The 21,672-nt window shown below is 61.5% G+C and carries 20 protein-coding genes; 9 read left to right on the top strand and 11 right to left on the bottom strand.

Features of this window, described 5'->3' with window-relative positions; all coding sequences use genetic code 11:
- Positions 1-7: 7 nt before the first annotated feature.
- Positions 8-784 carry a TatD family hydrolase gene (locus BBF93_RS08445; protein ID WP_114105625.1) on the top strand — a complete coding sequence of 259 codons (777 nt, stop codon included), beginning with the start codon at positions 8-10 and terminating at the stop codon, positions 782-784.
- Entirely contained in the window at positions 781-1,584 is an 804-nt protein-coding gene (locus BBF93_RS08440; RefSeq protein WP_114105624.1) for an MBL fold metallo-hydrolase, read from the top strand. The genes BBF93_RS08445 and BBF93_RS08440 overlap by 4 nt, the downstream gene beginning before the upstream one ends.
- Before the next feature lie 317 nt (positions 1,585-1,901).
- Here BBF93_RS08440 and BBF93_RS08435 read toward each other — a convergent pair whose 3' ends face one another.
- From BBF93_RS08435 to BBF93_RS08420, 4 genes are all read right to left on the bottom strand, one after another.
- A complete protein-coding gene (locus BBF93_RS08435; protein WP_114105623.1) occupies positions 1,902-2,939 on the bottom strand; it encodes a flavin reductase family protein in 1,038 nt (345 codons plus the stop codon).
- A 210-nt stretch (positions 2,940-3,149) separates the two neighbouring features.
- Positions 3,150-3,599, bottom strand: coding sequence for a ribose 5-phosphate isomerase B (gene rpiB / locus BBF93_RS08430; protein WP_114105622.1), 450 nt, complete (start codon positions 3,597-3,599; stop codon positions 3,150-3,152).
- Positions 3,600-3,610: 11 nt separating this feature from the next.
- The gene (gene guaA / locus BBF93_RS08425) at positions 3,611-5,191 is read right to left on the bottom strand and encodes a glutamine-hydrolyzing GMP synthase (protein ID WP_114105621.1); all 1,581 of its coding nucleotides are present in this window, start codon (positions 5,189-5,191) and stop codon (positions 3,611-3,613) included.
- 77 nt (positions 5,192-5,268) lie between these two features.
- Positions 5,269-6,576, bottom strand: coding sequence for an RsmB/NOP family class I SAM-dependent RNA methyltransferase (locus tag BBF93_RS08420; RefSeq protein WP_114105620.1), 1,308 nt, complete (start codon positions 6,574-6,576; stop codon positions 5,269-5,271).
- A 74-nt stretch (positions 6,577-6,650) separates the two neighbouring features.
- Here BBF93_RS08420 and BBF93_RS08415 point away from each other — a divergent pair, with 74 nt between their 5' ends.
- Positions 6,651-7,268: an N-acetyltransferase gene (locus BBF93_RS08415; protein WP_162786483.1), complete on the top strand. Its 618-nt coding sequence runs from the start codon at positions 6,651-6,653 to the stop codon at positions 7,266-7,268.
- A gap of 3 nt (positions 7,269-7,271) precedes the next feature.
- On the opposite strand, the gene guaB is transcribed toward BBF93_RS08415, so the two are convergent.
- Entirely contained in the window at positions 7,272-8,729 is a 1,458-nt protein-coding gene (gene guaB, locus BBF93_RS08410; protein ID WP_114105618.1) for an IMP dehydrogenase, read from the bottom strand.
- A 73-nt stretch (positions 8,730-8,802) separates the two neighbouring features.
- Positions 8,803-9,150, bottom strand: coding sequence for a GFA family protein (locus BBF93_RS08405; RefSeq protein ID WP_233349323.1), 348 nt, complete (start codon positions 9,148-9,150; stop codon positions 8,803-8,805).
- A gap of 201 nt (positions 9,151-9,351) precedes the next feature.
- Between BBF93_RS08405 and BBF93_RS08400 the strand changes: the two genes are divergently transcribed.
- Positions 9,352-10,686, top strand: coding sequence for a serine hydrolase (locus BBF93_RS08400; RefSeq protein WP_114105616.1), 1,335 nt, complete (start codon positions 9,352-9,354; stop codon positions 10,684-10,686).
- 12 nt (positions 10,687-10,698) lie between these two features.
- Here the strand turns inward: BBF93_RS08400 and BBF93_RS08395 are convergent, their stop codons facing one another.
- Both BBF93_RS08395 and BBF93_RS08390 read right to left on the bottom strand, forming a co-directional pair.
- Positions 10,699-11,403 (bottom strand): RlmE family RNA methyltransferase, encoded by a 705-nt coding sequence (locus BBF93_RS08395; protein WP_035599908.1) that lies wholly within the window; start codon positions 11,401-11,403, stop codon positions 10,699-10,701.
- Positions 11,396-12,496: a Ppx/GppA phosphatase family protein gene (locus BBF93_RS08390; protein ID WP_114105615.1), complete on the bottom strand. Its 1,101-nt coding sequence runs from the start codon at positions 12,494-12,496 to the stop codon at positions 11,396-11,398. Before BBF93_RS08390 ends, BBF93_RS08395 begins: the two co-directional genes overlap by 8 nt.
- 51 nt (positions 12,497-12,547) lie before the next feature.
- On the opposite strand from BBF93_RS08390, the gene hspQ reads away from it, so the two are divergent.
- A complete protein-coding gene (gene hspQ, locus BBF93_RS08385) occupies positions 12,548-13,000 on the top strand; it encodes a heat shock protein HspQ (protein ID WP_114107034.1) in 453 nt (150 codons plus the stop codon).
- Between the two features lie 15 nt (positions 13,001-13,015).
- On the opposite strand, the gene rfaE2 is transcribed toward hspQ, so the two are convergent.
- Entirely contained in the window at positions 13,016-14,476 is a 1,461-nt protein-coding gene (gene rfaE2 / locus BBF93_RS08380) for a D-glycero-beta-D-manno-heptose 1-phosphate adenylyltransferase (RefSeq protein WP_114105614.1), read from the bottom strand.
- A 156-nt stretch (positions 14,477-14,632) separates the two neighbouring features.
- Between rfaE2 and BBF93_RS08375 the strand changes: the two genes are divergently transcribed.
- From BBF93_RS08375 to BBF93_RS08360, 4 genes are read left to right on the top strand one after another with little or no spacing between them, the layout of a single operon-like run.
- A complete protein-coding gene (locus tag BBF93_RS08375; RefSeq protein WP_114105613.1) occupies positions 14,633-16,090 on the top strand; it encodes a deoxyribodipyrimidine photo-lyase in 1,458 nt (485 codons plus the stop codon).
- Positions 16,087-17,403 (top strand): NAD(P)/FAD-dependent oxidoreductase, encoded by a 1,317-nt coding sequence (locus BBF93_RS08370; protein WP_035599917.1) that lies wholly within the window; start codon positions 16,087-16,089, stop codon positions 17,401-17,403. Before BBF93_RS08375 ends, BBF93_RS08370 begins: the two co-directional genes overlap by 4 nt.
- On the top strand, positions 17,400-18,209 hold the full coding sequence (locus tag BBF93_RS08365) for a DUF1365 domain-containing protein (RefSeq protein ID WP_162786482.1): 810 nt from the start codon (positions 17,400-17,402) through the stop codon (positions 18,207-18,209). Before BBF93_RS08370 ends, BBF93_RS08365 begins: the two co-directional genes overlap by 4 nt.
- Positions 18,206-19,435, top strand: a complete 1,230-nt coding sequence (locus tag BBF93_RS08360; protein WP_114105611.1) for a cyclopropane-fatty-acyl-phospholipid synthase family protein — start codon at positions 18,206-18,208, stop codon at positions 19,433-19,435. Before BBF93_RS08365 ends, BBF93_RS08360 begins: the two co-directional genes overlap by 4 nt.
- Positions 19,436-19,456: 21 nt before the next feature.
- On the opposite strand, the gene BBF93_RS08355 is transcribed toward BBF93_RS08360, so the two are convergent.
- Positions 19,457-21,091 (bottom strand): CTP synthase, encoded by a 1,635-nt coding sequence (locus tag BBF93_RS08355; protein ID WP_114105610.1) that lies wholly within the window; start codon positions 21,089-21,091, stop codon positions 19,457-19,459.
- Between the two features lie 63 nt (positions 21,092-21,154).
- Entirely contained in the window at positions 21,155-21,610 is a 456-nt protein-coding gene (gene secG, locus BBF93_RS08350) for a preprotein translocase subunit SecG (protein ID WP_114105609.1), read from the bottom strand.
- Between the last annotated feature and the right edge of the window lie 62 nt (positions 21,611-21,672).

The raw sequence follows: 21,672 nt of genomic DNA, 5'->3' as shown, positions 1-21,672 counted from the left end.
TGGATTGATGTTTGATACCCATGTGAACCTCCACGGCGAAGCTTTCGCAGAAGACCTCGAAGAGGTTCTGGCTCGCGCGCGCGGCGCGGGTGTGCGGCGTTTCCTGGCGATCTGTGACCGGTTCGACAATTTTCCGTCCGTTTACGCCATTGCCAGCACGAACGCTGATATGTGGTGTTCAGTGGGCACGCATCCGCACCATGCGAAAGATTTTACGCATGTAACCGCGCAGATGATGATCGAAGCTGCGCGGGACCCGAAGGTGGTGGCGATCGGCGAAACGGGCCTTGATTTTCACTACGGATACAGCCCGGAAAAGGAACAGGTTTCTAGCCTTCTGGAACATATCTCAGCAGCGCGCGATACCGGCCTTCCTCTTATCCTGCATACGCGGGAGGCGGATGATCTGATGGCGGATATTCTCGACGCGGAAATGGCCAAGGGCGCCATCCGTCCGCTGCTTCATTGCTACACCGGCGGCGAAGGGCTGGCGCAGCGGGCGCTGAAACTGGGAGCTTATTTTTCCGTCTCCGGAATACTCTCTTTCAAGAGCGCAAAGGATGTGCGCGCCGTGATGGGGGATGTGCCGATCGAGCGGATCATTCTGGAAACGGATTGTCCGTATCTGGCGCCCGTTCCGATGCGCGGGCGGCGCAACGAGCCTTCCTATCTGGTTCATGTGGCCGAAGCGCTGGCGGCGCTCAAGGGAATGCCTGTGGATGAGGTTAAGGAGATCACCGAAGCCAACGCGCTGACGCTGTTTGACAAGGTGGGTGCGGCGTGAGCAGCTCACGGATCATCCTGCTCGGTACCGGATCGTCCGGCGGGGTACCCCGCGTGGGCGGAGACTGGGGTGTCTGTGATCCGGCAGAGCCCAGGAACAAACGCCGCCGCTGCGGCGCGCTGGTGCAGAAAGAGGGCGCGGGCGGCGCGCTGACGAATATCCTGATCGACACGTCGCCCGACTTGCGCGAGCAGCTTCTGGACGCCGGCGTGACGCATCTGGACGGGGTTATCTACACGCACGATCACGCGGATCAGTCTCACGGCATTGACGATGTGCGCGCCCTGGCCATTCGCCAGCGCAGCGCTATCCCGGTCTATTTTGATCCGTATGCGCGCGGCAGTCTGATGACGCGGTTTGAATACTGTTTCGTTGGCGGAAAGGGTTACCCGCCGATCCTGTCTCCGCACATAACCGTAAATGACGGGCAGGCGTTTACGGTCAGCGGGGCGGGCGGGGCTGTGGAATTCTTGCCCGTGACCATGGTGCATGGATCAATCCCGTGCATGGGTTACCGGATTGGCAATGTTGCTTATTGCAACGACGTTAACGCGCTGCCGGCCTCAACGATGAAGCGTCTTGCCGGGCTGGACGTGTTGATCATTGACGCGTTGCGATATGCGCCGCACCCGTCCCATGCGCATCTCGATCAGGCCCTCGAATGGATCGAGGCGCTGAAACCGGCGAGGGCGGTGCTTACCAATCTGCATGTCGACATGGATTACCGGACATTGTTGGAAACACTGCCGCCGAATGTTGAGCCAGGCTTTGACGGCATGGAAATCAGCATCAGCGGCTGAGGTGGTTGATTGATGGGCGCGGCGGGATAAGCCGCTCGATCGCGTTTGCATGTCCTCAAGAATCAATTGTGAATTCAGGAGCTTAGGCGCGCCGTCGCGCCAATAATAAAATTGCCCATAATATAGATTATGCGACTCATGGCATAAGGAGCGCGGGCTGTGACGCGGCTTCTGGAGCTTCAGGCTTTAGGGTTGGCGAGCTGTCCGCGCCGCGGCGCCAGCGATCGCCGGGCGGCCGGAACCTACCCCCTTCCCCTCTTGCACAGGGCGAGCCTGGCGCGGCGGATCAGGATTTCGTTAAGACTTTCCGGGGCCTGTCAGGAGAAATGCAGGCGGCGGTATTTGCCGCGGAAATACAGAAGCGGGTCACGGCGCGGCTCAAAGCGGGCTCGCTCGACCTGTCCCATGAGAATGATGTGATCGCCGCCTTCGTGAACGTCGTGGCGGGCGCATTCAAATGTCGCCAGAGAGCCTGTCAACACCGGCGTACCATTCAGGCCCGGCTCCCAGGGCGTAGCGCCGAAACGGTCTTCATCGCGGCGCGAAAAGCGGATCGAAGCAGGCTGCTGCCCGATGTGAAGGACATTTACCGCAAAATGAGCGGACGACCGGAATACTTCCGAACTCGCCGAGGATCTGGCGATACAGGCCAGCAGCAGCGGTGGATCGAGGGAGACGGACGTGAAGGAATTGGCGGTGAGGCCGACGGGCTGGCCGGCGCTATCCCGCGCTGTGAGAATGGTAACGCCGGTGGCGAAGCACCCCAGGGCATCCCGCAGGGTGCGCGCGTCCGATCCGAGCCTGTATTCAGGCGTTGAACGCGGCAGGCGGCGCTCCAGAAAGTCGATCAGAACGGCGCTGAAAGCATCAAGACATTCTGCGGCCGTCAACGGCTCGCCTGCCCCGATTTCCACAGCCTCGGCATGCGGGACGCCCATCGCAACATGCGCGATGCCGTGAGGGGATGCGCCCTGGGCGGTTGTAATGATCAGCGCCGGCAGACTTTCCAGAATGGTAGCGATCTCAGTGGCCGGATGAATATCCGGCGTGATGAGAACAAGGCCGGTTGCGAGCAATGCGCCATCCTGGCTGACCGCGCTGATGGCGGCGGCGGCATGATCGCCTGCCGCAAGCAGGACCGGCCGCATCGGGAGCTGGCTGAGAATGGCGCGCAGGGTTTCCGTTGTGTAGGCGTCCGTGCCGCGCCGCTTGAGCGCTGACGAGGCTTCTCCATGGGCGATGCGCACGACCTGCCTGCCCGCTTTTACGAGCGCAACACACAGATCTCTCCAGAAGTCAGGGCTCTGCTGAGGATGCTCAAGCAGGACAATTGCCGGGTCGTCCGGATGGCCCATGAGTTCACCCTGAAGGGCCAACCCACCGATCCCCCTGAATTCTGTTATCCTGCTCAAATCTTACTGCCTTTGAAACCATCCCGCAGCGCGGCGTCCCGGCCCGGTTGCGGAAGATATACAGCGGCGACCCGTTCTGGCCAGCCCAAGGGCGGTTACCGCGATGTTCCAGCCCGGCGCAAGTTTCGTGCCGTTCCTGGTTTCTGGCCGTCCTCAGGCTTCCAGCGCCACAATCATATCCACGCGCGTCGCGTGGCGGCCGCCTTCAAACTGCGCGGCCAGGAAGGCGTCGACGATATCCAGCGCCAGGCCTTCACCGATCACCCGCACGCCGAGGGAGAGCATGTTCGCATCATTGTGCTGGCGGATCATGCGGGCCGAGAACGTGTCACTGCACACGCCGCACCGGATGCCCTTCACCTTGTTGGCTGCCATCATGATGCCCTGGCCCGTGCCGCAGAGAATGATGCCGAGCCGGCAATCTCCGGAGGCCACAAGCCGGGCGGCGGTCTCGCCGTGTTTGGGGTAATGCGTGCTTTCCGGCGTGACGGGGCCAATATCGACAGGCTCCCAGCCCTGCGCCGCAATATGCGTCGCGATTGTCTGCCGAAGATCGATGGCCGCGTGGTCGCTGGAGAGAACAATACGTTTGTTGTCTGACATGATCTTTGCCCCTATTCCCACTCGATTGTGCCAGGTGGTTTGGATGTCACGTCATAGACAACCCGGTTGACGCCCTTCACCTCGTTGATGATCCGTGTGGCGACCTTCCCGAGGAAGGCATGCTCAAAGGGATAATAGTCCGCCGTCATACCATCAGTAGACGTTACCGCGCGCAGGGCGAGGACAGCCTCATAAGTACGCTCGTCGCCCATGACGCCGACGGTGTTGACGGGAAGCAGCACGCTGAACGCCTGCCAGATTTCGTCATAAAGGCCCGCCTTGCGGATCTCGTCGATATAGATGGCATCTGCCTTGCGGAGGGTGTCAGCCTTCTCGCGAGTGATGGCGCCGGGAATACGGATGGCAAGGCCGGGGCCAGGGAACGGATGGCGGCCCACGAAGGCTTCGGGCAGGCCGAGTTCACGGCCCAGAGCGCGCACTTCATCCTTGAAGAGTTCGCGCAGCGGCTCGACCAGCTTCATCTTCATGCGTGCGGGCAGGCCGCCAACATTGTGGTGGCTCTTGATGGTGACGGAGGGGCCGCCGATGGCAGAGACGCTTTCAATGACATCCGGATACAGAGTGCCTTGGGCAAGGAAATCAGCGCCGCCGATCTTGCTGGCTTCGGCATCGAATACATCAATGAACAGACCGCCGATGATCTTGCGCTTTTTCTCCGGGTCCGTCACGCCGTCGAGTTGGCCGAGGAAGAGTTCCGAAGCGTCCACATGCACGAGCGGAATATTGTAATGCTCACGGAAGAGGCTGACGACCTGCTCGCTTTCGCCGGCGCGCATCAGTCCGTGGTCGACATAAACACAGGTAAGCTGATCACCGATTGCTTCGTGGATCAATACGGCGGCTACGGATGAGTCCACGCCGCCGGAAAGGCCGCAGATCACCCTACCCTTGCCGACCTGAGCGCGGATCTTTTCGATGGCTTCTGCGCGGTAGGCCGCCATTGTCCAGTCGCCCTTGAGGCCGGCAACGCCATGCGTGAAGTTGCGCAGGAGGCGCGCGCCATGGGTGGTGTGGACGACTTCGGGGTGGAACTGGGTGCCGTAGAATTTCCGCTCCGGATCAGCGATGACAGCATAAGGCGCGCCGGGCGACCGGGCGATGACACCAAAACCGGGCGCCATGTCTGCCACATGGTCACCATGGCTCATCCAGACCTGCTCGGAATTGCCGCCCTCAAACAGCCCCTCGAGGATCGGATCGTCCTCTACCGGCTCGATAAAGGCGCGGCCAAATTCGCGGCTGGTGCCGCTTTCCACGCGTCCGCCGAGTTGGTGCATCATCACCTGCTGGCCATAGCAGATGCCGAGGATGGGCAGGCCGCTGTCGAATATGGCCTGATCAGCAAGGGGCGCGTTTTGCCATGTGACGCTGGCCGGGCCGCCCGAGAGAATGATGGCCTGTGGGTGATACGCCTTCAGGAAAGCGCCATCGACCTTGTTGAAAGGATGGATCTCGCAATAGACGCCGCTTTCGCGGAGGCGGCGGGCGATCAATTGGGTCACCTGACTGCCGAAATCGACGATCAGGACGCGCTCATGGGAATTGGGGGCGGAATCGGCTTGCTGTGTCATGGCCCCTATTAGCGGGGCTTTCGCTGCTGCGAAAGGCTGTGAAACGCGCCATGGAGCAATTTGGGCAGCCCTATGGATCAAGCTTCCCGGTTAAGCAGCGCGAAGAAGAAGCCATCGGTGCCCGCCCGGCGCGGCGTGAGCCGGACGCTGCCGGTGGGGCCGCGAAATTTGCGGACGACGGCGGCGCCATGGTCGGTCAGAAGGCCTGAAGCAATCGCGGCTTCAGCAGCGTCTCCCTCGCGGAAGCGGGTATCGGCCGCCAGAAATTCGGCAACGCGGTCCTCGTCTTCCTCAATCAGAAAGGAGCAGGTTGCATACAGGAGGCGACCGCCGGGTTTCACATAGTTGGCCGCTTCTGCGAGGATCTGGCGCTGATCCTCCACGCGTTTGGCGAGCTGGGCAGGCTTCACGCGCCATTTGGAGTCCGGCTTGCGGCGCCAGGTTCCGGTGCCGGTGCAAGGCGCATCGACAAATACGAGGTCCATCTGGCCCACAAGCGGCTCAAGGCTCGTGCCTTCGCTGGGGTGGACGAGTTGAACATTGTGCGCCCCGGAGCGCTTGAGACGCGGAACGAGCGCTGAGAGGCGCTTTCCGTCAATGTCATAGGCATAAATCTGGCCGGTGCCCTGCATCTGCGCCGCCAGGGCGAGCGTCTTGCCCCCGCCGCCGGCGCAATAGTCCAGCACCTGCTCTCCCGGCTTGGCATTTGCGGCAGCCGCAGCGATCTGGCTGCCCGCATCCTGCACCTCAACCCAACCCTTGGAGAAGGCCGGAATGCCCTCGATGGAGTCTTCGCGCTCGGTTGGGTCGCGCGCCGGGATATTGTAGGCGTTGGTCAGCAGCTTTGAGGGCACCGCCCGGACGGATTTGAGCGGGAGCGCGGCTTTCTCTGCGTCGGATTTCAGCGTGTTGACGCGCAGATCCACATCCGCGCGGACGGCCATCGCCTGCGCCTCGACCACGGTATCGGGGCCGAATACGCGCTCCATATGCGGTGTCAGCCATTCGGGAAAATCGCCCTGAACATGGATCGGCGCGGTAGGATCGGGCGCCATGATGAGCGCGTCGCGCTCTGCATTCGTCAGGGGCGTTGGGCCGTGATCGTCATAGCAGGCCTGTTCGATGTCGCGGGCGGGCCAGTCCCAGGCAAAGCGCAACGTGCCGAACACCAGCGCCCGCGGGTCATCATGGCCCATATGATGGGCTGTCGAGTTGCGGCGCCGGAGGGCATCCAGCACGAGACCCGACACCCAGGCGCGGTCCTTGGAGCCGGCATAACGGGCCCGTTTGCCCCAGTCGCGCACGGCAATCTTCACCGGTTGATGCCTTTGCAGCACGTCCGTCAGGACAGAAATTGCTGCGCTGATGCGTCCGCCATTGCGCATGTGTCGGCTCTCCGGTTGCGAAAGCGTGGGTGTTAGCGTCCTATGAGGCCGGTGAAAACAACAAAGGGCTGAACATGCTGGAGATTCGCCTGCCGGAGGGGATGCGGGATGCGGGGGCCGCAGATTGGCGCCGCCTCGGCGATATTACAGGGGAAGCCTTTGCCGAAGACCCGGTGAACCTCTGGATATTTGGCCGAACGGACGCGCTGACGCCGGTATTTTCGCAACTTGCGCGGCATCTCTATATCCCGAACGGCATCTGCCATGTGGCCGGAGATCGCGGCGCGACGATGTGGTGCCTCTCGGAGCGGAGGAAGGAGCTTGGCGCGCTGGCGACGCTGGGCCTCGTCTGGACGCTGATGCAGAAGGGCTCAAAGGGCGCTGCCAAGCGTGCGTTGACGGCGGGCGAAACCATGGCGCGGGAGCATCCCAAGGACCGCCACCTTTACCTTTTCACCATCGGTACGCGGAAGGCCGAGCGCGGCAAGGGGCTGGGCAAGCAGTTGATCAACCCTGCCCTCGCCGCCGCCGACAAGGCCGGGATGCCCTCTTATCTGGAGAACTCCAATCCGGCGAATACCGGCTTCTATATGAGCCATGGGTTCGAGCGGATGAAACTGTTCGAGCCCGGCCCCGGCGCCCCGCCACTGGAAGCGATGTGGCGGGAGCCGAAACCTCAAGATGCGATCTGAAGATCAGCCGCGAGACAGTGAATAGTTCGGTGCTTCGCGGGTCATCATCACGTCGTGGACATGGCTTTCGTTGAGACCGGCGCCGGTGATCTGGACGAACTCTGCCTTCTGATGGAGCTCGGCGATATCCTTGGCGCCGACATAACCCATCGCCGCGCGCAGGCCGCCGACCATCTGGTGGATGATGGCGCCGACCGGCCCCTTGAAGGGTACCTGCCCTTCGATGCCTTCCGGCACGAGTTTCTCGGCGGCGGCGTCCTTCTGGAAGTAGCGGTCAGCCGAGCCGCGGGCCATGGCACCGAGGCTGCCCATGCCGCGATAGGCTTTGTAGCTGCGGCCCTGATAGAGGAAGACCTCTCCGGGAGCCTCTTCGGTGCCCGCGAACATCGAGCCCATCATGGCGGTGGACGCGCCAGCGGCGAGCGCCTTGGCGAAGTCGCCGGAGAACTTAATGCCGCCATCGGCGATAACCGGCACGCCAGAAGATAGCGCGGCAGTGGCGCACTGCTCGATTGCCGTGAGCTGGGGTACGCCGACGCCGGCGACGATGCGGGTGGTGCAGATCGAGCCAGGGCCGATACCGACTTTCACAGCGTCTGCGCCAGCGTCGATCAGCGCTTTGGTCGCCTCAGCCGTAGCGACGTTGCCTGCAATGATTTGCACCGAATTAGAGATTTTCTTCGCGCGGGTGACCGCTTCAGCGACGGAAATGGAATGGCCATGAGCCGTATCGATGACGACCGCATCGGCGCCCGCCTCGATCAGCGCAAGGGTCCGCTCGAAGCCTGCGTCGCCCACGGTCGAAGCCGCGGCAACGCGCAGGCGGCCTGCGCCATCCTTGGCAGCGTTGGGGTGGACGGCGGCCTTGTCCATGTCCTTCACGGTGAGCAAGCCGAGGCATCGGCCGTCATGATCGACGATCACCAGCCGTTCGATCCTGTGCTTGTGCAGCAGGCGGCGCGCATCGCCGGGAGCCATGTCCATCTGGGCCGTGACCACTTCGCGGGTCATCAGGCTCGCGACTTTCTCGTTCGGATCGTCCGCAAACCGGGTATCCCGGTTGGTGACGATGCCCACCACCTTACCGTTTTTCTCCACGACTGGAATGCCGGAGAAGCCCGTGCGCTTCTTGAGTTCCTGAAGGTCTCCAAGGGTGGCGTCGGGGCTGATGGTGACGGGGTTCATCACCACACCGCTTTCATACTTCTTCACCATTGCCACTTCGCCGGCCTGCTGCTCGATCGAAAGGTTGCGGTGGATCACGCCGATGCCGCCAGCCTGGGCCATTGCGATGGCGAGGCGCGCTTCGGTAACCGTATCCATCGCCGCCGAAAGCAGCGGGATATTGAGGGGGATGGTTTTCGTGAGCAGCGTCGAAACATCTACATCTGCCGGTAACACCTCGCTTGCGCCGGGCTGGAGAAGCACGTCGTCGAAGGTGATCGCTTGTCGGATTTTCATGTGGGGAGCTCCCTTTTTGGCCTCCTAAGGGAGTCGCGAGGCCTTGTGAAGTCCCCTCATGCTGCGTTTGCGATCACATTCCCGGAAAGCGCGGAAAAGCCCGAACACCCTCCGGTATATGGTGAAACGGTTGTGCATCGGCTGTCTGGAGGATGACCTGGGGGCCTTCGAACGCGGCCGGATTGTCGAGCGCGCCCACCTTGAGGATCAGCGCGCCGGGCAATGCCGTAGAGCGGGTGAGCAAGGGCGTTCCGCAATCGGGGCAAAATTCCCGGGTGGCCGCGCCCGGGAAATCAGGCCGGGTGTATCCTTTGGGCGCGCCTTTTGTGAACCGGAAGCCGGCCTCGGGCATGGCGATGAAATCATTCCCCTCCCCGCCCGTGAAGTATTGGCATTCCCGGCAATGGCACCGGGCGCGCATCAAGGGCGCTCCCTCCGCTTCGTAACGGACATTTCCGCAATAACAGCCACCTGACAGGTTCATTTTCTCTTCCCCCATGTTGATTTCACGCCCGGCCAGCTAAGCATGACAAGCCGCGCCAGTTCAATTGGGCCCACCTTGAAGCAGACATAAAATCAACTTACCACCAGCTTCGGCGGCGCAGGGTGGGACAAGGAAGAGATGTTGCAGCGGCTGGCCTGGGCAAAATCCGCCGCCTTCAGCGTCCTGATCCTGGCCGCCGCTTGCGGACAGCCCGCCGGCAATTTGGCCGACACTCCCGAAATCGTGGAGACCGAGGCGGCTGCTCCCGACCCTGCCAAGAGTTTTACCCCCTCCATCCTGGTGATGCTGGACGAGGAGATGGCGGCGGTGGTCCGCGAAAATAAGGTCGCCAGCCTGTCCTATGTTCTGATCAAGGATGGTCAGCGGGTTGCCAGCGGCTTTCATGGTACGCGCACACTGGACACCGCTGACCCGGTAGATGACCGGACGATTTATCGGATCTATTCGATGACTAAGCCGGTGACGGCGGTTGGCCTTCTGATGCTGTATGAAGAAGGCAAGTTCAGCCTCGACGATCCGATCACGAAATTCCTGCCCGAAATGAGCAAGCTGGAGGTGTTTGACGGACTGTCTGCCGGGAGCATCCGCACACGGCCGGTAAACCATGTGCCGACCATGCGGGAGCTTCTGCTGCACACCGCTGGGTTCGGCTATGGCGATGGGCGGCCGGATTATGTCTCGCAGCAGTTTATGGCCCGCCAGATCGACAGCGCGGCCTCTTCCGATGAACTGGTGGAAAAAGTTGCCCGCATCCTCCTGAAATACCAGCCGGGCGAAGCGTGGTCCTATTCCATCGCTTCTGATCTTCAGGGCGTAATCATTGAGCGGATTACCGGCCAGTCGCTCCAGCAATATCTGGAGGAACGGATATTCGCGCCGCTCGACATGGCGGATACGGGCTTTACCGTTGATGAGGGGGATAGTTCGAGACTGGCCATCCTGACGAGCTGGACACCGGAGGCAGGTATGCAACCCCTACCCGGCCCGATCCAAACATTGCGGGCCGCAGAGGTCGCGCGTTATTCAGGTGGACACGGACTTGTTTCGACTATTGCCGACTACGAACGTTTTGCAGCCATGCTGCTCAATGGTGGGTCTCTGGGCGACGTCAGGTTGCTGAAGCCGGAAACGGTTTCAATGATGGTGACCAATGGTCTGGCATTTTTGGATGCCAATACCGGGCTGCCGCTCTACCGGCCGTCTGCAGGCATCGGTTACGGGTTTGGTGTGGGCGTTGTTGATGACACCATTGCATCGGGTCTTGGAGCACCGGAAGGCAGCTTCTTCTGGGATGGCGCTACCGGGACCTGGTTCTGGGTCGATCCCCGGCACGATCTGATATTCATCGGTATGCTGCAGAATATGTCCAGCTCGCCCATTCTCATGCGGCGCGCAGCGATGCAGCGCGTGTATCATGCACTGATTACGGACTATTTCCCCACCCCGCACTGAGGAGGGCTGCCGTTATTTGCGGAAGCCCTTGGCAACCACATAAATCTCGGGGCTGCCAGCGCGGCTGGCGGCTGGCTTGATATGCTTCACCGTCCGGAAATGCTGTTTCAACTGGTCAAGCACATCTTTGGTTGCGCCGCCCTGAAACACCTTCGCACAGAACGCGCCGCCTTCGGCGAGATGTTCGATGGCAAACGCCACCGCCATTTCCACAAGCGCGACGGTGCGCAGATGGTCTGTCTGTTTGTGGCCTGTCGTGTTGGCGGCCATATCGGACAATACAAGATCCGGCGGCCCAGAAAGGCCGGCGAGCATTTTCTCGACATCCTCAGGATTGTTGACGTCACCTTCGATGATCAGCGCACCTTCAATCGGCACCAGGGGCAATAGGTCGATCCCCACAACCTCTACCGCGCCTTTCTGCAGCGCCACCTGAATCCAGCCCCCAGGCGCGCATCCCAGATCGACCACACGCTGGCCCTTGCGCAGGAGCTTGGCGGTCTCATCGATTTCCAGGAGCTTGTAGGACGCGCGCGAGCGATAGCCTTCGTCCTTTGCCTTGCGCACATACGGGTCCTGAAGCTGACGTTCGATCCAGCGCTTGGAGCTTTCCGTGCGGGCGTTCCGGGCAATCACCTTGCGCTCGGTGGCACGGCGGCCGGAATCCTGCTTCTCCGGGCCCGGCCCCTTCCATCGCCGCCTGTCGTCATCACTCATTTGGAGTCTCCTGAAGGCTGGGGCGGCGCCCCTTGCGGCGGCGGTTCCGGTTTCTAGGTTGACCATACATCATCGACAGCAAAAGTCCCTCCCGCAGGCCGCGGTCGGCCACGCGCAGGCGGGTGCCTTCAAAAGCTTCCCACACGGCCTGCATGATCGAGCAGCCTGCCAGCATCAGCGGCGCGCGCTCTTCCCCAATGGTTGGCAGTTTGGCGCGGCCAGCGACACCAAGTTCTCGCAACATATCGATCGTTCCGCTGCCCTCCGCCCGGCTCATCCAGGCGCCATCCACCTTGTCCCGCCGGTAGCGATCCAGCTTCAGGTGGACACCGGCAAGACAGGTCACCGTTCCCGACGTCCCGATAAGGTAGCCTTCGTCAGCGGCGAGGCGCTCCTGAACAGCCGCCAGCCCCGGCCAGGAGGCAACAATCTCCCGCGCGCGGGCCAGCATCAGCGGCCAGGCTGCAGCCTCCTCATGCTCGCGGAAAGCGTCGCTCATCGTGACAACGCCCATCTTGAGACTTGTCCAGTCGATGATGGGCGCGCGGTTCAGCATTCCCTTGAGGCCCTGCCCCCGCGTGGCTTCCGCATCCAGAAGCGACAGCTCGGTGGAGCCTCCGCCAATATCGACCACCAACACGGATTTGGCGGGGGCGACCAGCAGGTCGTGGCAGCCGATCGTGGCCAGCCGGGCCTCTTCCTTGGCGCCGATCACCTTGAACGTGAGCCCCGTTTCGGAATGCACCCTCTGGATGAATTCAGCGCCATTCTCTGCTTTGCGGCATGCCTCGGTGGCGATGCATCTGACGCGCCCGACCCCGTGATGGCGCAATTTGCGCCGGATCACATGCAGCGCGTCCAGCGCGCGTTCGATCGCAGCATCGGAAAGCCGGCCAGTATCGTGAAGCCCCTCGCCCAGACGCGCGATCTGGGAATGCGAATCAACTACGCGAAACGTCTGCCCGCGCGGCTCTGCCACCAGCAGGCGGCAATTATTGGTGCCCAAATCGACCGCAGCATAGAGCGGGCGACTGGTGGTGGGGCGGGCCTGCGCGCGTTTGGGCGGCCCTCCCCTGTCTTTTTTGTCAGCCATGGTGTGGCCCGAATGGAAAACTTGAGGCAATGTCTACCACAGGAGATGAAAATGACCAGTAGACGCGGCCGAACCGCATGGTTGAAAAATATCTTCCGTAAACGGGGGCAGCCGGCGGAGGCAGAACCGCTTTTGCTCGTTGATCCGGTCGATACCAACTATTTCTACAATACCATTTCCCGGCACGAGGCGCGTTTCCAGATCGGCCAGGTGGTGCGCCACAAGCTGTTTCCGTTCCGGGGCGTCATTTTTGATGTCGATCCGCAGTTTGCAAATACCGACGAGTGGTATGAGTCGATCCCGGAGGAAGTGCGCCCGCGCAAGGACCAGCCGTTCTACCATCTCTTCGCGGAGAACGACCGGACCCACTACATTGCTTATGTGTCCGAACAGAACCTGATACCCGACGATTCCGATGTTCCCTTGAGCCACCCTGATATTCCGGAATGGTTCACGATGACCGGAACGGGCACTTACGAGCTCAAGAAGCACGCAACCAACTAAGGTGCCCGCTGCGAGCTAGGTTCCGCTGGTGCTGCGCGCGATGGTTGCCGTTGTGGAGTGGCCTGGCACCAGGGGCACAATGACGACTTCGCCGCCGCGCGCTTCCACAATATCGGCGCCCACGATGGTTTCTTTTGTATAGTCACCGCCCTTGACCAGCACATCCGGCTTCAGGGCCGTGATGACTTCCCGGGGCGTATCGGTATCGAAGATGGTGACTCCATCCACCGCGCTGAGGGCGGCAAGCACGTCAGCGCGCGCCTGTTCGGTGTTGATGGGGCGCTGGGGACCTTTGAGGCGCTTCACCGAGGCATCCGAGTTCAGTCCGATAATCAGCCGGTCGCAATGGGACCGGGCTTGTTCAATGACGCGGATATGGCCCGGATGCAGGATATCGAAACACCCGTTGGTGAAGCCGATTCGCAGGCCTGCAGCGCGCCAGCGTTCGGCCTGGCCGATCATGGCATCGATCGGCAACACGCCGGCGCGTCCGGCGGGGCCGAAATCCGTCAGCGCCGCTTTGACCTCTTCTGCAGTGACCGTTGCAGTTCCAGACTTCCCGACAGCAATACCAGAGGCAGCGATGGCCATGCTGACGGCCTCCTCCAGCGTGCCACCGCCGGCAATGGCGGCCGCCAGCGCCGCCAGGCTGGTATCGCCCGCGCCGGAGACATCGAAGACTTCCCGTGCGCGGCCGGCTTCGTGATGAACCTTGCGGTCCGGACCGATGAAGGAAATGCCTCTGGCGGCGCGGGTGACGACCACGGCCTTTGCCGGGAGGATTTCCAGAGCGCTGCGCAACGCCCAGCTGGCTTCTTCGTCTGTGTTGACGCTGAGACCTGTGGCGGCAGCAAGCTCGGAGGCGTTGGGCTTGAGGATGTCGACAGCGCCGTATCGGGCAAAGTCCCTGCCCTTCGGGTCTGCGATCACGGGTAGCTTGTGATCTGCTGCAATCTGCAGGATTGCCCCCAGAAGCCGGTCTGTGAGCAGGCCCTTGGCGTAGTCTGAGATGAGGATAGCGGCGGCGCCTTTTGCCTCTGCGGCGACGATGCCTATCAGTTCGGTTTCTGTCGTTTCGCTGATGGGCGCGGCATTTTCCGTATCGACACGCAAAAGCTGGTGTCCGCCGGCCACAAAGCGGCTTTTGAGGGTCGTGGGGCGGCCTTCCAGGGTCACGAGATGGACGGAAATGGACACATCCTGGACAAATCTGGACAGAAGTTCCCTGCCGGCGTCGTCATCTCCGCGTGCCCCGATCAATACGGGGGCGAGGCCCAGAGACGCAAGGTTGCGGGCGACGTTTGCCGCCCCGCCGGGCATGGCGGCATCGCGGCTGTAGCGCAGCACCGGAACGGGCGCTTCAGGGGAAATGCGTTCAACGGCGCCATAGATGAACCGGTCGAGCATCACGTCGCCAATGCAGAGGACGCGCTTTCCGGCGGCCTGATCCAGAAGCCCTGAGAGTCGGGATGACATGAAGCGCAGGCCTCCGGTGAAAACAAAATTGCCTCTGCAGCAGGCTATAACGGCGCGTCCGGGGAAGCGAAAGCGCTGGCCGTCATCTGGTGATCCAGTCTGCGATTCAAGGCGTAAGACCATCGTTACCAGATATTTGCCCAGACCGGTCAGTTCATGCCTTCTCCCGCACCCGCAATTCTATGGTTCAGGGAAGACCTGAGATTAACGGACAACCCGGCCCTGGACATGGCGGTAGCCAGCGACAGGCCGCTGATCTGCCTCTATATCCTGGAGATGGGTGACAGCGCGCCGCGCCCGCTGGGCGGCGCCAGCCGGTGGTGGCTGAACCGGAGCCTTTCCGAACTCGCTGCCTCCCTGGAAGCGATTGGCGGATCGCTGGTGCTGCGCGCGGGCCCAGCCGAGCGCGTGCTTGCCACGCTGATTCAGGAGACCGGCGCGGAGGCCGTATTCTGGAACCGCCGCTATGGTCTTCCCGAGCGGGAGACCGACGCCGCCATCAAGAAGGCGCTGAAGGACAAGGGCATTCAATGCCAGAGCTTCAATGGCCGCCTGCTGATGGAGCCCTGGGAGCTGAAAACCGGCAGCGGTGGCTGGTACAAGGTATTCACGCCTTTCTGGCGCGCATTGCAGGCGAGCTACAAAGCCCCTGCTCCGCTCGCAGCCCCCAAACAGATCAAGGCCGCAGCAGCCGATAGCGAAGCGCTTTCTTCCTGGAAGCTGCACCCAGAAAAACCGGACTGGTCTGGCGGGCTTGCCGAAGCCTGGACACCGGGAGAGCGCGGCGCCATGGACCGCCTTGAGGCGTTCCTCCATGGGCCCGTCAGCCGCTATGCCGATACCCGTAACCTACCTGGAGAACCGGACGGCACGTCACGCCTTTCGCCTCATCTGAGGTTTGGCGAGATTGGTCCGGCGCAGGTCTGGAGGGCGGTGCAGGCGCGCCTTGCGGCCGGAAGGGCGGATGAAAATTCTGCCCGCGTGTTCCTGTCCGAGATTGCCTGGCGGGAGTTTTCCTACACCCTGCTCTACTACAATCCCGGCCTCGCCACGGACAACTATAACGCCAATTTCAACCGGATGGGCTGGCGCCGCAGCGATGCTGATTACACGGCCTGGAGCCGAGGCCGGACAGGCTATCCCATCGTGGATGCCGGGATGCGGGAACTTTGGCATACAGGCTGGATGCACAACCGTGTACGGATGATTGTCGCCTCCATGCTGACCAAACATCTGCTGCTGCCCTGGCAGAAGGGCGAGGAGTGGTTCTGGGATACGCTGGTGGATGCAGACCCGGCCTCCAATCCGGCGAGTTGGCAATGGACGGCGGGCAGCGGCGCGGATGCTGCCCCCTATTTCCGCGTATTCAACCCGATCAGCCAGGGGCAGAAATTTGACAGCGCCGGTGACTATGTTCGCCGCTGGTGCCCGGAATTGGCGCGCCTGCCAGATAAATATCTGCACGCGCCTTTCGAGGCCGACGCGCAGACGCTGTCCAAAGCCGGCGTAAAGCTGGGCACGACCTATCCCAAACCCATCATCGACCATGCCGTGGGCCGCCAACGCGCGCTGGACGCGTATAAAGCCCTCAAAGAGGATCAAGCCGCAGAATGAAGAAGATAGCGATCATCGGGGCAGGCATTTCTGGCCTGGGGGCGGCGTGGGCGCTTAAGAATGTGGCAGATGTAACCGTGTTCGAAAAGGACGCGCGCGCCGGCGGCCATGCAAGCACGCATGTGTTCGACTATGACGGTCATCAGACGGCGGTAGATCTTGGTTTCATTGTCTATAACGCGCTGAATTATCCGAACCTCATCGCCTTCTTCGAAGAGCTCGGCGTGCAGACACAGGCGTCGGACATGAGCTTCGCTGTGTCTGATCCTGTTGGCTGGGAATGGGCCTCTACCCTGCCCGGCCTGTTTGCGCAGAAGCGGAATATCCTCAATCCGGACTTCCACCGCTTCTGGCAGACCATCCTGAAATTCAACAATACCGCACGGGCAGAACTGGCTGCGGGAAATGTGCGCGAAACCACGCTGGGCGCCTGGTTGGACCGGCACAGCTATGACGAAGCATTCCGCCGCAATTATATCCTGCCGATGGGCGCGGCGATCTGGTCTACGCCGGAACGCGAGATGCTGAACTATCCCGCGCAGAGCTTTTTCCAGTTCTTCGACAATCACCGGTTGATGCACAAAGAGCGTCCGAAATGGCGCACGGTGACGGGCGGCAGCCAGAGCTATGTGACGAAGGCCGTAGACGGATTGGGCGGGCGTGTCCGAACGGGCACGGGCGTCTCCCGCCTATATCCTGTCGGAGGCCGGACAGCGGTTGTTCTGGAAAGTGGGCATACAGAGGTTTTTGATGCGGTCATCCTGGCTGCGCATTCCGACCAATCTCTCCGTATGATCCAGGCAGATTATGAGGATCAGGCCTTTGCGCTCCGCTCCATCCGTTATCGCCCGAACAGTATCTGGCTGCACCGGGACCCCTCGCTGATGCCAAAGCGGCGCAGCGCCTGGGCGAGTTGGAACGTCCTCAAGCAGGAAGGCGAAGATATCTGCCTGACCTACTGGATGAACCGCCTTCAGGGGCTCGACCCTTCGCGGCCATTGTTCATAACCCTGAACCCTGCCATGCCGCCAAAGGAAGAGCTGACCTTCCTTCACTATACGTTCGATCATCCCCAGTTTGACGCTGCGGCCGAAGCGGCCGTGCGCAGCCTCAAGCGCATTCAGGGCAAGGATAATCTCTGGTTTGCCGGCGCCTGGATGGGGCGCGGATTTCATGAGGATGGGCTGAAATCGGGCCTTTCTGCTGCGCTGTCTCTTGGGGGCCGTGTTTCCTGGCAGACGGACGGTCTTGAAACCTGGACTCCTACCCACAGCCCTCCTGTGGTACATATTGCGGCGGAGGTATCTGCTTGACCGCGCCTGCTCTCCGGCTTTGGACCGGCAAGACGGTCCATCATCGCTACGCCCCTTTCGAGCGGCGCTTCACGTACGATATTGCTCTGATTGATCTCGATATAGACAGGCTTGCCGAAGCCGGCGCGCAATCCCGCCTGTTTTCCATGGGGCGGCCGGGGGTATTTTCCTTCCGGCCGGAGGACCACGGAGACAAGACAAAAGGCGCGCCGCTGCGCCCGTGGGCCGAAGGCATGTTCGGTAAGGCGGACGTGAGCCTGGATGGCGGCGCCATCCGGCTGGTGACGTTTCCGCGCCACCTCTTCTACAAGTTTGCACCCTTGTCGCTCTGGTATGGATACGGACCGGACGGGGCTCTGCGCGGCATCATCTATGAAGTGAACAACACTTTCGGTGAGTGCCACTGCTATGTGGCCGCAACCGGCCCTGACCGGTCAGAGCATGAGGCCGAGAAAACGTTTCATGTATCGCCCTTCATGGACGTTTCCGGCCGGTACCGCTTCACGCTGCGGGCGCCGGACGGAAAGCTGCGCGTGACCGTCGAGAACTGGAACGAAGGCACACGTAGCCATATGGCGAATATCAACGCCGTGGAGATGCCGGCCACCACCGCAAACCTGATACGGCTGGCCCTCGTGCAACCCTTTTCGTCCTTCGGCGTTACAGTTGGGATTCACTGGCAGGCCCTGAAGATATGGATCAAGGGGGCCGTCTACCGCAGGAAACCCGAGGCACCCGGTAGGATGGCGACGATAGCGACGAGCGTTCCCGTTAAAGCATCCCTCCACAGCGGAGAGCCGGTATGACCCAAACCATCATCGCATCCTCCAGCACCATCCGCGCGCTCAGCGGCGTACCGGCATCGTTCAGAATCGGCGCGCTGCTGCTGCTCCGCACCGAGCGTGGCGAGTTGCGTTTCCTGCTTCCCGATGGCCGCACGCTGGTTTTCCAGAATGCGGAAGACGGTCCTTCCGCGGTCATCGAAGTGCATGATTACGGCTTCATCAAGCAGGCCATGGCCGGCGGCGATGTTGGTTTTGCTGACGCCTATATCGATGGGCTTTGGTCCACGCCGGATCTGACTGCGGTGTTGCGGTTTTTCTCGGCTAACTTCGAAGCGGCCGGCAAGCTGGCGCGGGGCGGATGGATCGTCCGCTCCATGAACATGATCCGGCACGCCTTCACCCGCCGCAACTCTCGCGAGGGCGCGCGCAAGAACATCATTGCGCATTATGATCTGGGGAATGACTTTTACGAGCGCTGGCTGGACCCGAGCATGACGTACTCGTCGGCTCTTTTCGAGAGCCCGAACCAGTCCCTGCAACAGGGCCAGATGAACAAGTATCGCGAGATATGCGATCGCATCCAGGCTGGCCCTTCGAGCGAAATTCTTGAAATCGGATGTGGCTGGGGCGGATTTGCCGAGTATGCCGCCAAGCAGCGCGGGGCGAAGGTGACATGCCTGACGATCTCGCCTTCGCAGCGCGATTATGCGGCCGCACGCATGCAGCGGGAGGGGCTCAGCGACCGTGTGGACATCCGCCTTGAAGATTACCGCGATCACAAGGGGACATATGACGGCATTGCCTCCATCGAGATGTTTGAAGCGGTGGGGGAAGCCTACTGGCCAAGCTATTTTGCCCAGGTGTATTCCTGTCTGAAGTCAGGGGGGCGAGCCGCCCTGCAGATCATCACCATCGATGACAAACTGTTCGACCGGTATCGTCAGCGTGTGGACTTTATCCAGCAGCACATTTTTCCCGGTGGCATGCTGATCAGCGAGGAAGTGCTGAAGCAGCAGTTTGCAAAGGCCGGGCTGCGGCATGACGGCGTGAAATATTTCGGCCAGGACTATGCGCGAACCTGCCGGGAATGGGCGCGGGCGTTCAACGGCAGCTGGGATGATATCCGGACGCTCGGCTTTGACGAGCCGTTCCGCCGCCTGTGGAACTTCTATCTCAGCTATTGTGAAGCCGGGTTCAGCGACGGCCGGATCAATGTCGGCCACTTCCAGGTGACCCGGCCAATCTGATGCCCCCTGCCCGGCTTGTCCTCAGACGAGCCGGGATTGCTTGACGGCAGCCCCAATAAAGCTTGCAAACAGCGGATGGGGCTCGAACGGGCGCGACTTGAGTTCCGGGTGGAACTGGACGCCGATGAACCAAGGGTGATCTTTAAGCTCCACAATCTCCGGAAGGCGGCCATCGGGCGACATACCCGAGAAGATCATGCCGGATTTTTCCAGCGCCGGGATATAGCCGGTGTTGACCTCATACCGGTGGCGGTGGCGTTCGGAGATATCGAGCGTGCCGTAGACTTCCGCGACAAGGCTGCCTTCTTTGAGGCGGGCCGGATACGCGCCGAGGCGCATAGTGCCGCCGAGATCGGTATTGGCGTCGCGCGTGACCTTTTCGTTGCCCCTGGTCCATTCGCCCATCAGACCCACGACGGGCTCTGTGGTGGGGCCGAACTCGCTGGTGGAGGCGTCCTTGATGCCGGCAAGCGTTCGGGCCGCTTCGACGACCGAAAGCTGCATGCCGTAGCAGATGCCGAAGCAGGGCAGCTTGTGTTCGCGGGCATAGCGCGCAACGCGCATCTTGCCGTGCGCGCCCCGTTCCCCGAACCCGCCTGGCAGAAGGATGCCGTGCACACCCTCCAGATCGTCAAGGGAAGCTTTCGGATCATCGAACTTTTCGGAATCGACGAAGCGGATATCGACCTTCACCTTGTTGGCGAGGCCGCCATGACCGAGCGCTTCGGACACCGATTTATAAGCGTCAGGCACATCGGTGTATTTGCCGACCAGGGCAATCGTCACATGACCATCGGGATGGCGGATGGTCTGGGCGATCTTCTCCCAGGACGAAAGATCCGGCTTGGGCGCGTCGGTGATGCCGAAATGGGAAAGAACCTCAGAATCGAGGCCTTCGGCGTGATACGCCATGGGCACGTCGTAGATATGGCCAACATCCCGCGCCTCGATCACGCTGGTGAGGCGGACGTTACAGAAGCTGGCGATCTTGCCTTTTTCGTTGACGGGGATCGGACGGTCGCAGCGGCACAGCAGAATCTGGGGCTGGATGCCGATGGAGCGCAGTTCCTTGACGGAGTGCTGTGTCGGCTTGGTTTTCATTTCGCCGGCAGCCGGAATGTAGGGCAGCAGCGTCAGGTGGATGAAGCAGGCGCGCTGAGGGCCGAGCTCCTGGCCAAGCTGCCGGATCGCCTCGAAGAAGGGCAACCCTTCAATATCGCCAACCGTGCCGCCAATCTCGCAGAGAACGAAGTCGACGCCCTCCCCCGGATCGGACAGGACAAATTCCTTGATGTCGTTGGTAACGTGCGGAATGACCTGAATGGTGGCGCCGAGATAGTCGCCGCGGCGCTCTTTCTCGATGATGCGCTGATAGATCCGGCCCGTCGTGATGTTGTCAGACTGGCGGGCCGAAACGCCGGTGAAGCGTTCATAGTGGCCGAGATCGAGATCTGTCTCAGCGCCATCATCGGTGACATAGACCTCGCCATGCTGGCGGGGGCTCATCGTGCCGGGGTCGACATTGAGATACGGGTCAAGTTTGCGCAGGCGCACGCGGTAGCCACGTGACTGCAACAGCGCGCCGAGGGAGGCGGAGGCAATGCCTTTTCCGAGCGAAGACACCACGCCGCCAGTGATGAAAATATAGCGGATCATGGGGTTATACTCATGAAATGATTCGCGCCTTGTGCGCGACCTCCACCAGCCGTTAGCGGAAAATTACTGGGGATTGGCGTTTTCCGGAACAGATTCCGTTGCCGGCGCGGCCTCTTCGGTGGGGTCTACCGGCGCGGGCTGGGGCGCAGGTGCGATTCCAACGTCCGGAGAAGCCGGCGCGGTATCATTCAGCAGAGGCGCCGTCGGATCGAAGAGGTCCACCGGGCCCTGTTGCGGCGCCGTTTGCGGGTTCGATTCGTCCAGAATACGCTCAATGCCCGAACGGTTGTCAGCCTGACGGTTGGCGATCGAGGTGAGGATCAGGCTCGTCGCGAAGAAAATCGCACCGAAGATCATGGTGGTGCGGACCAGCGCGCCTGCAGCGCCCCGGCCCGACATCAGCGCGTTTCCGGCGCCGCCGCCGATCCCGAGGCCGCCGCCTTCAGATTTCTGGACCAGAACCAGACCAATCATCGCCAGACAGGCGAGAATGTGGATAACAAGAATGACGTTCTGCATGGGCCCGACCAGCTTTCCTGAATTTAAGGCGCCCGCATAACCCCGATCAGGCCGTTCGCCAA

Origin of the sequence: Hyphomonas sp. CACIAM 19H1, assembly GCF_003325995.1 — a bacterium.
Taxonomy (GTDB): domain Bacteria; phylum Pseudomonadota; class Alphaproteobacteria; order Caulobacterales; family Hyphomonadaceae; genus Hyphomonas; species Hyphomonas polymorpha.
Note: the sequence above shows the minus strand (reverse complement) of the source record. Positions and strands in the feature narration are given on the sequence as shown.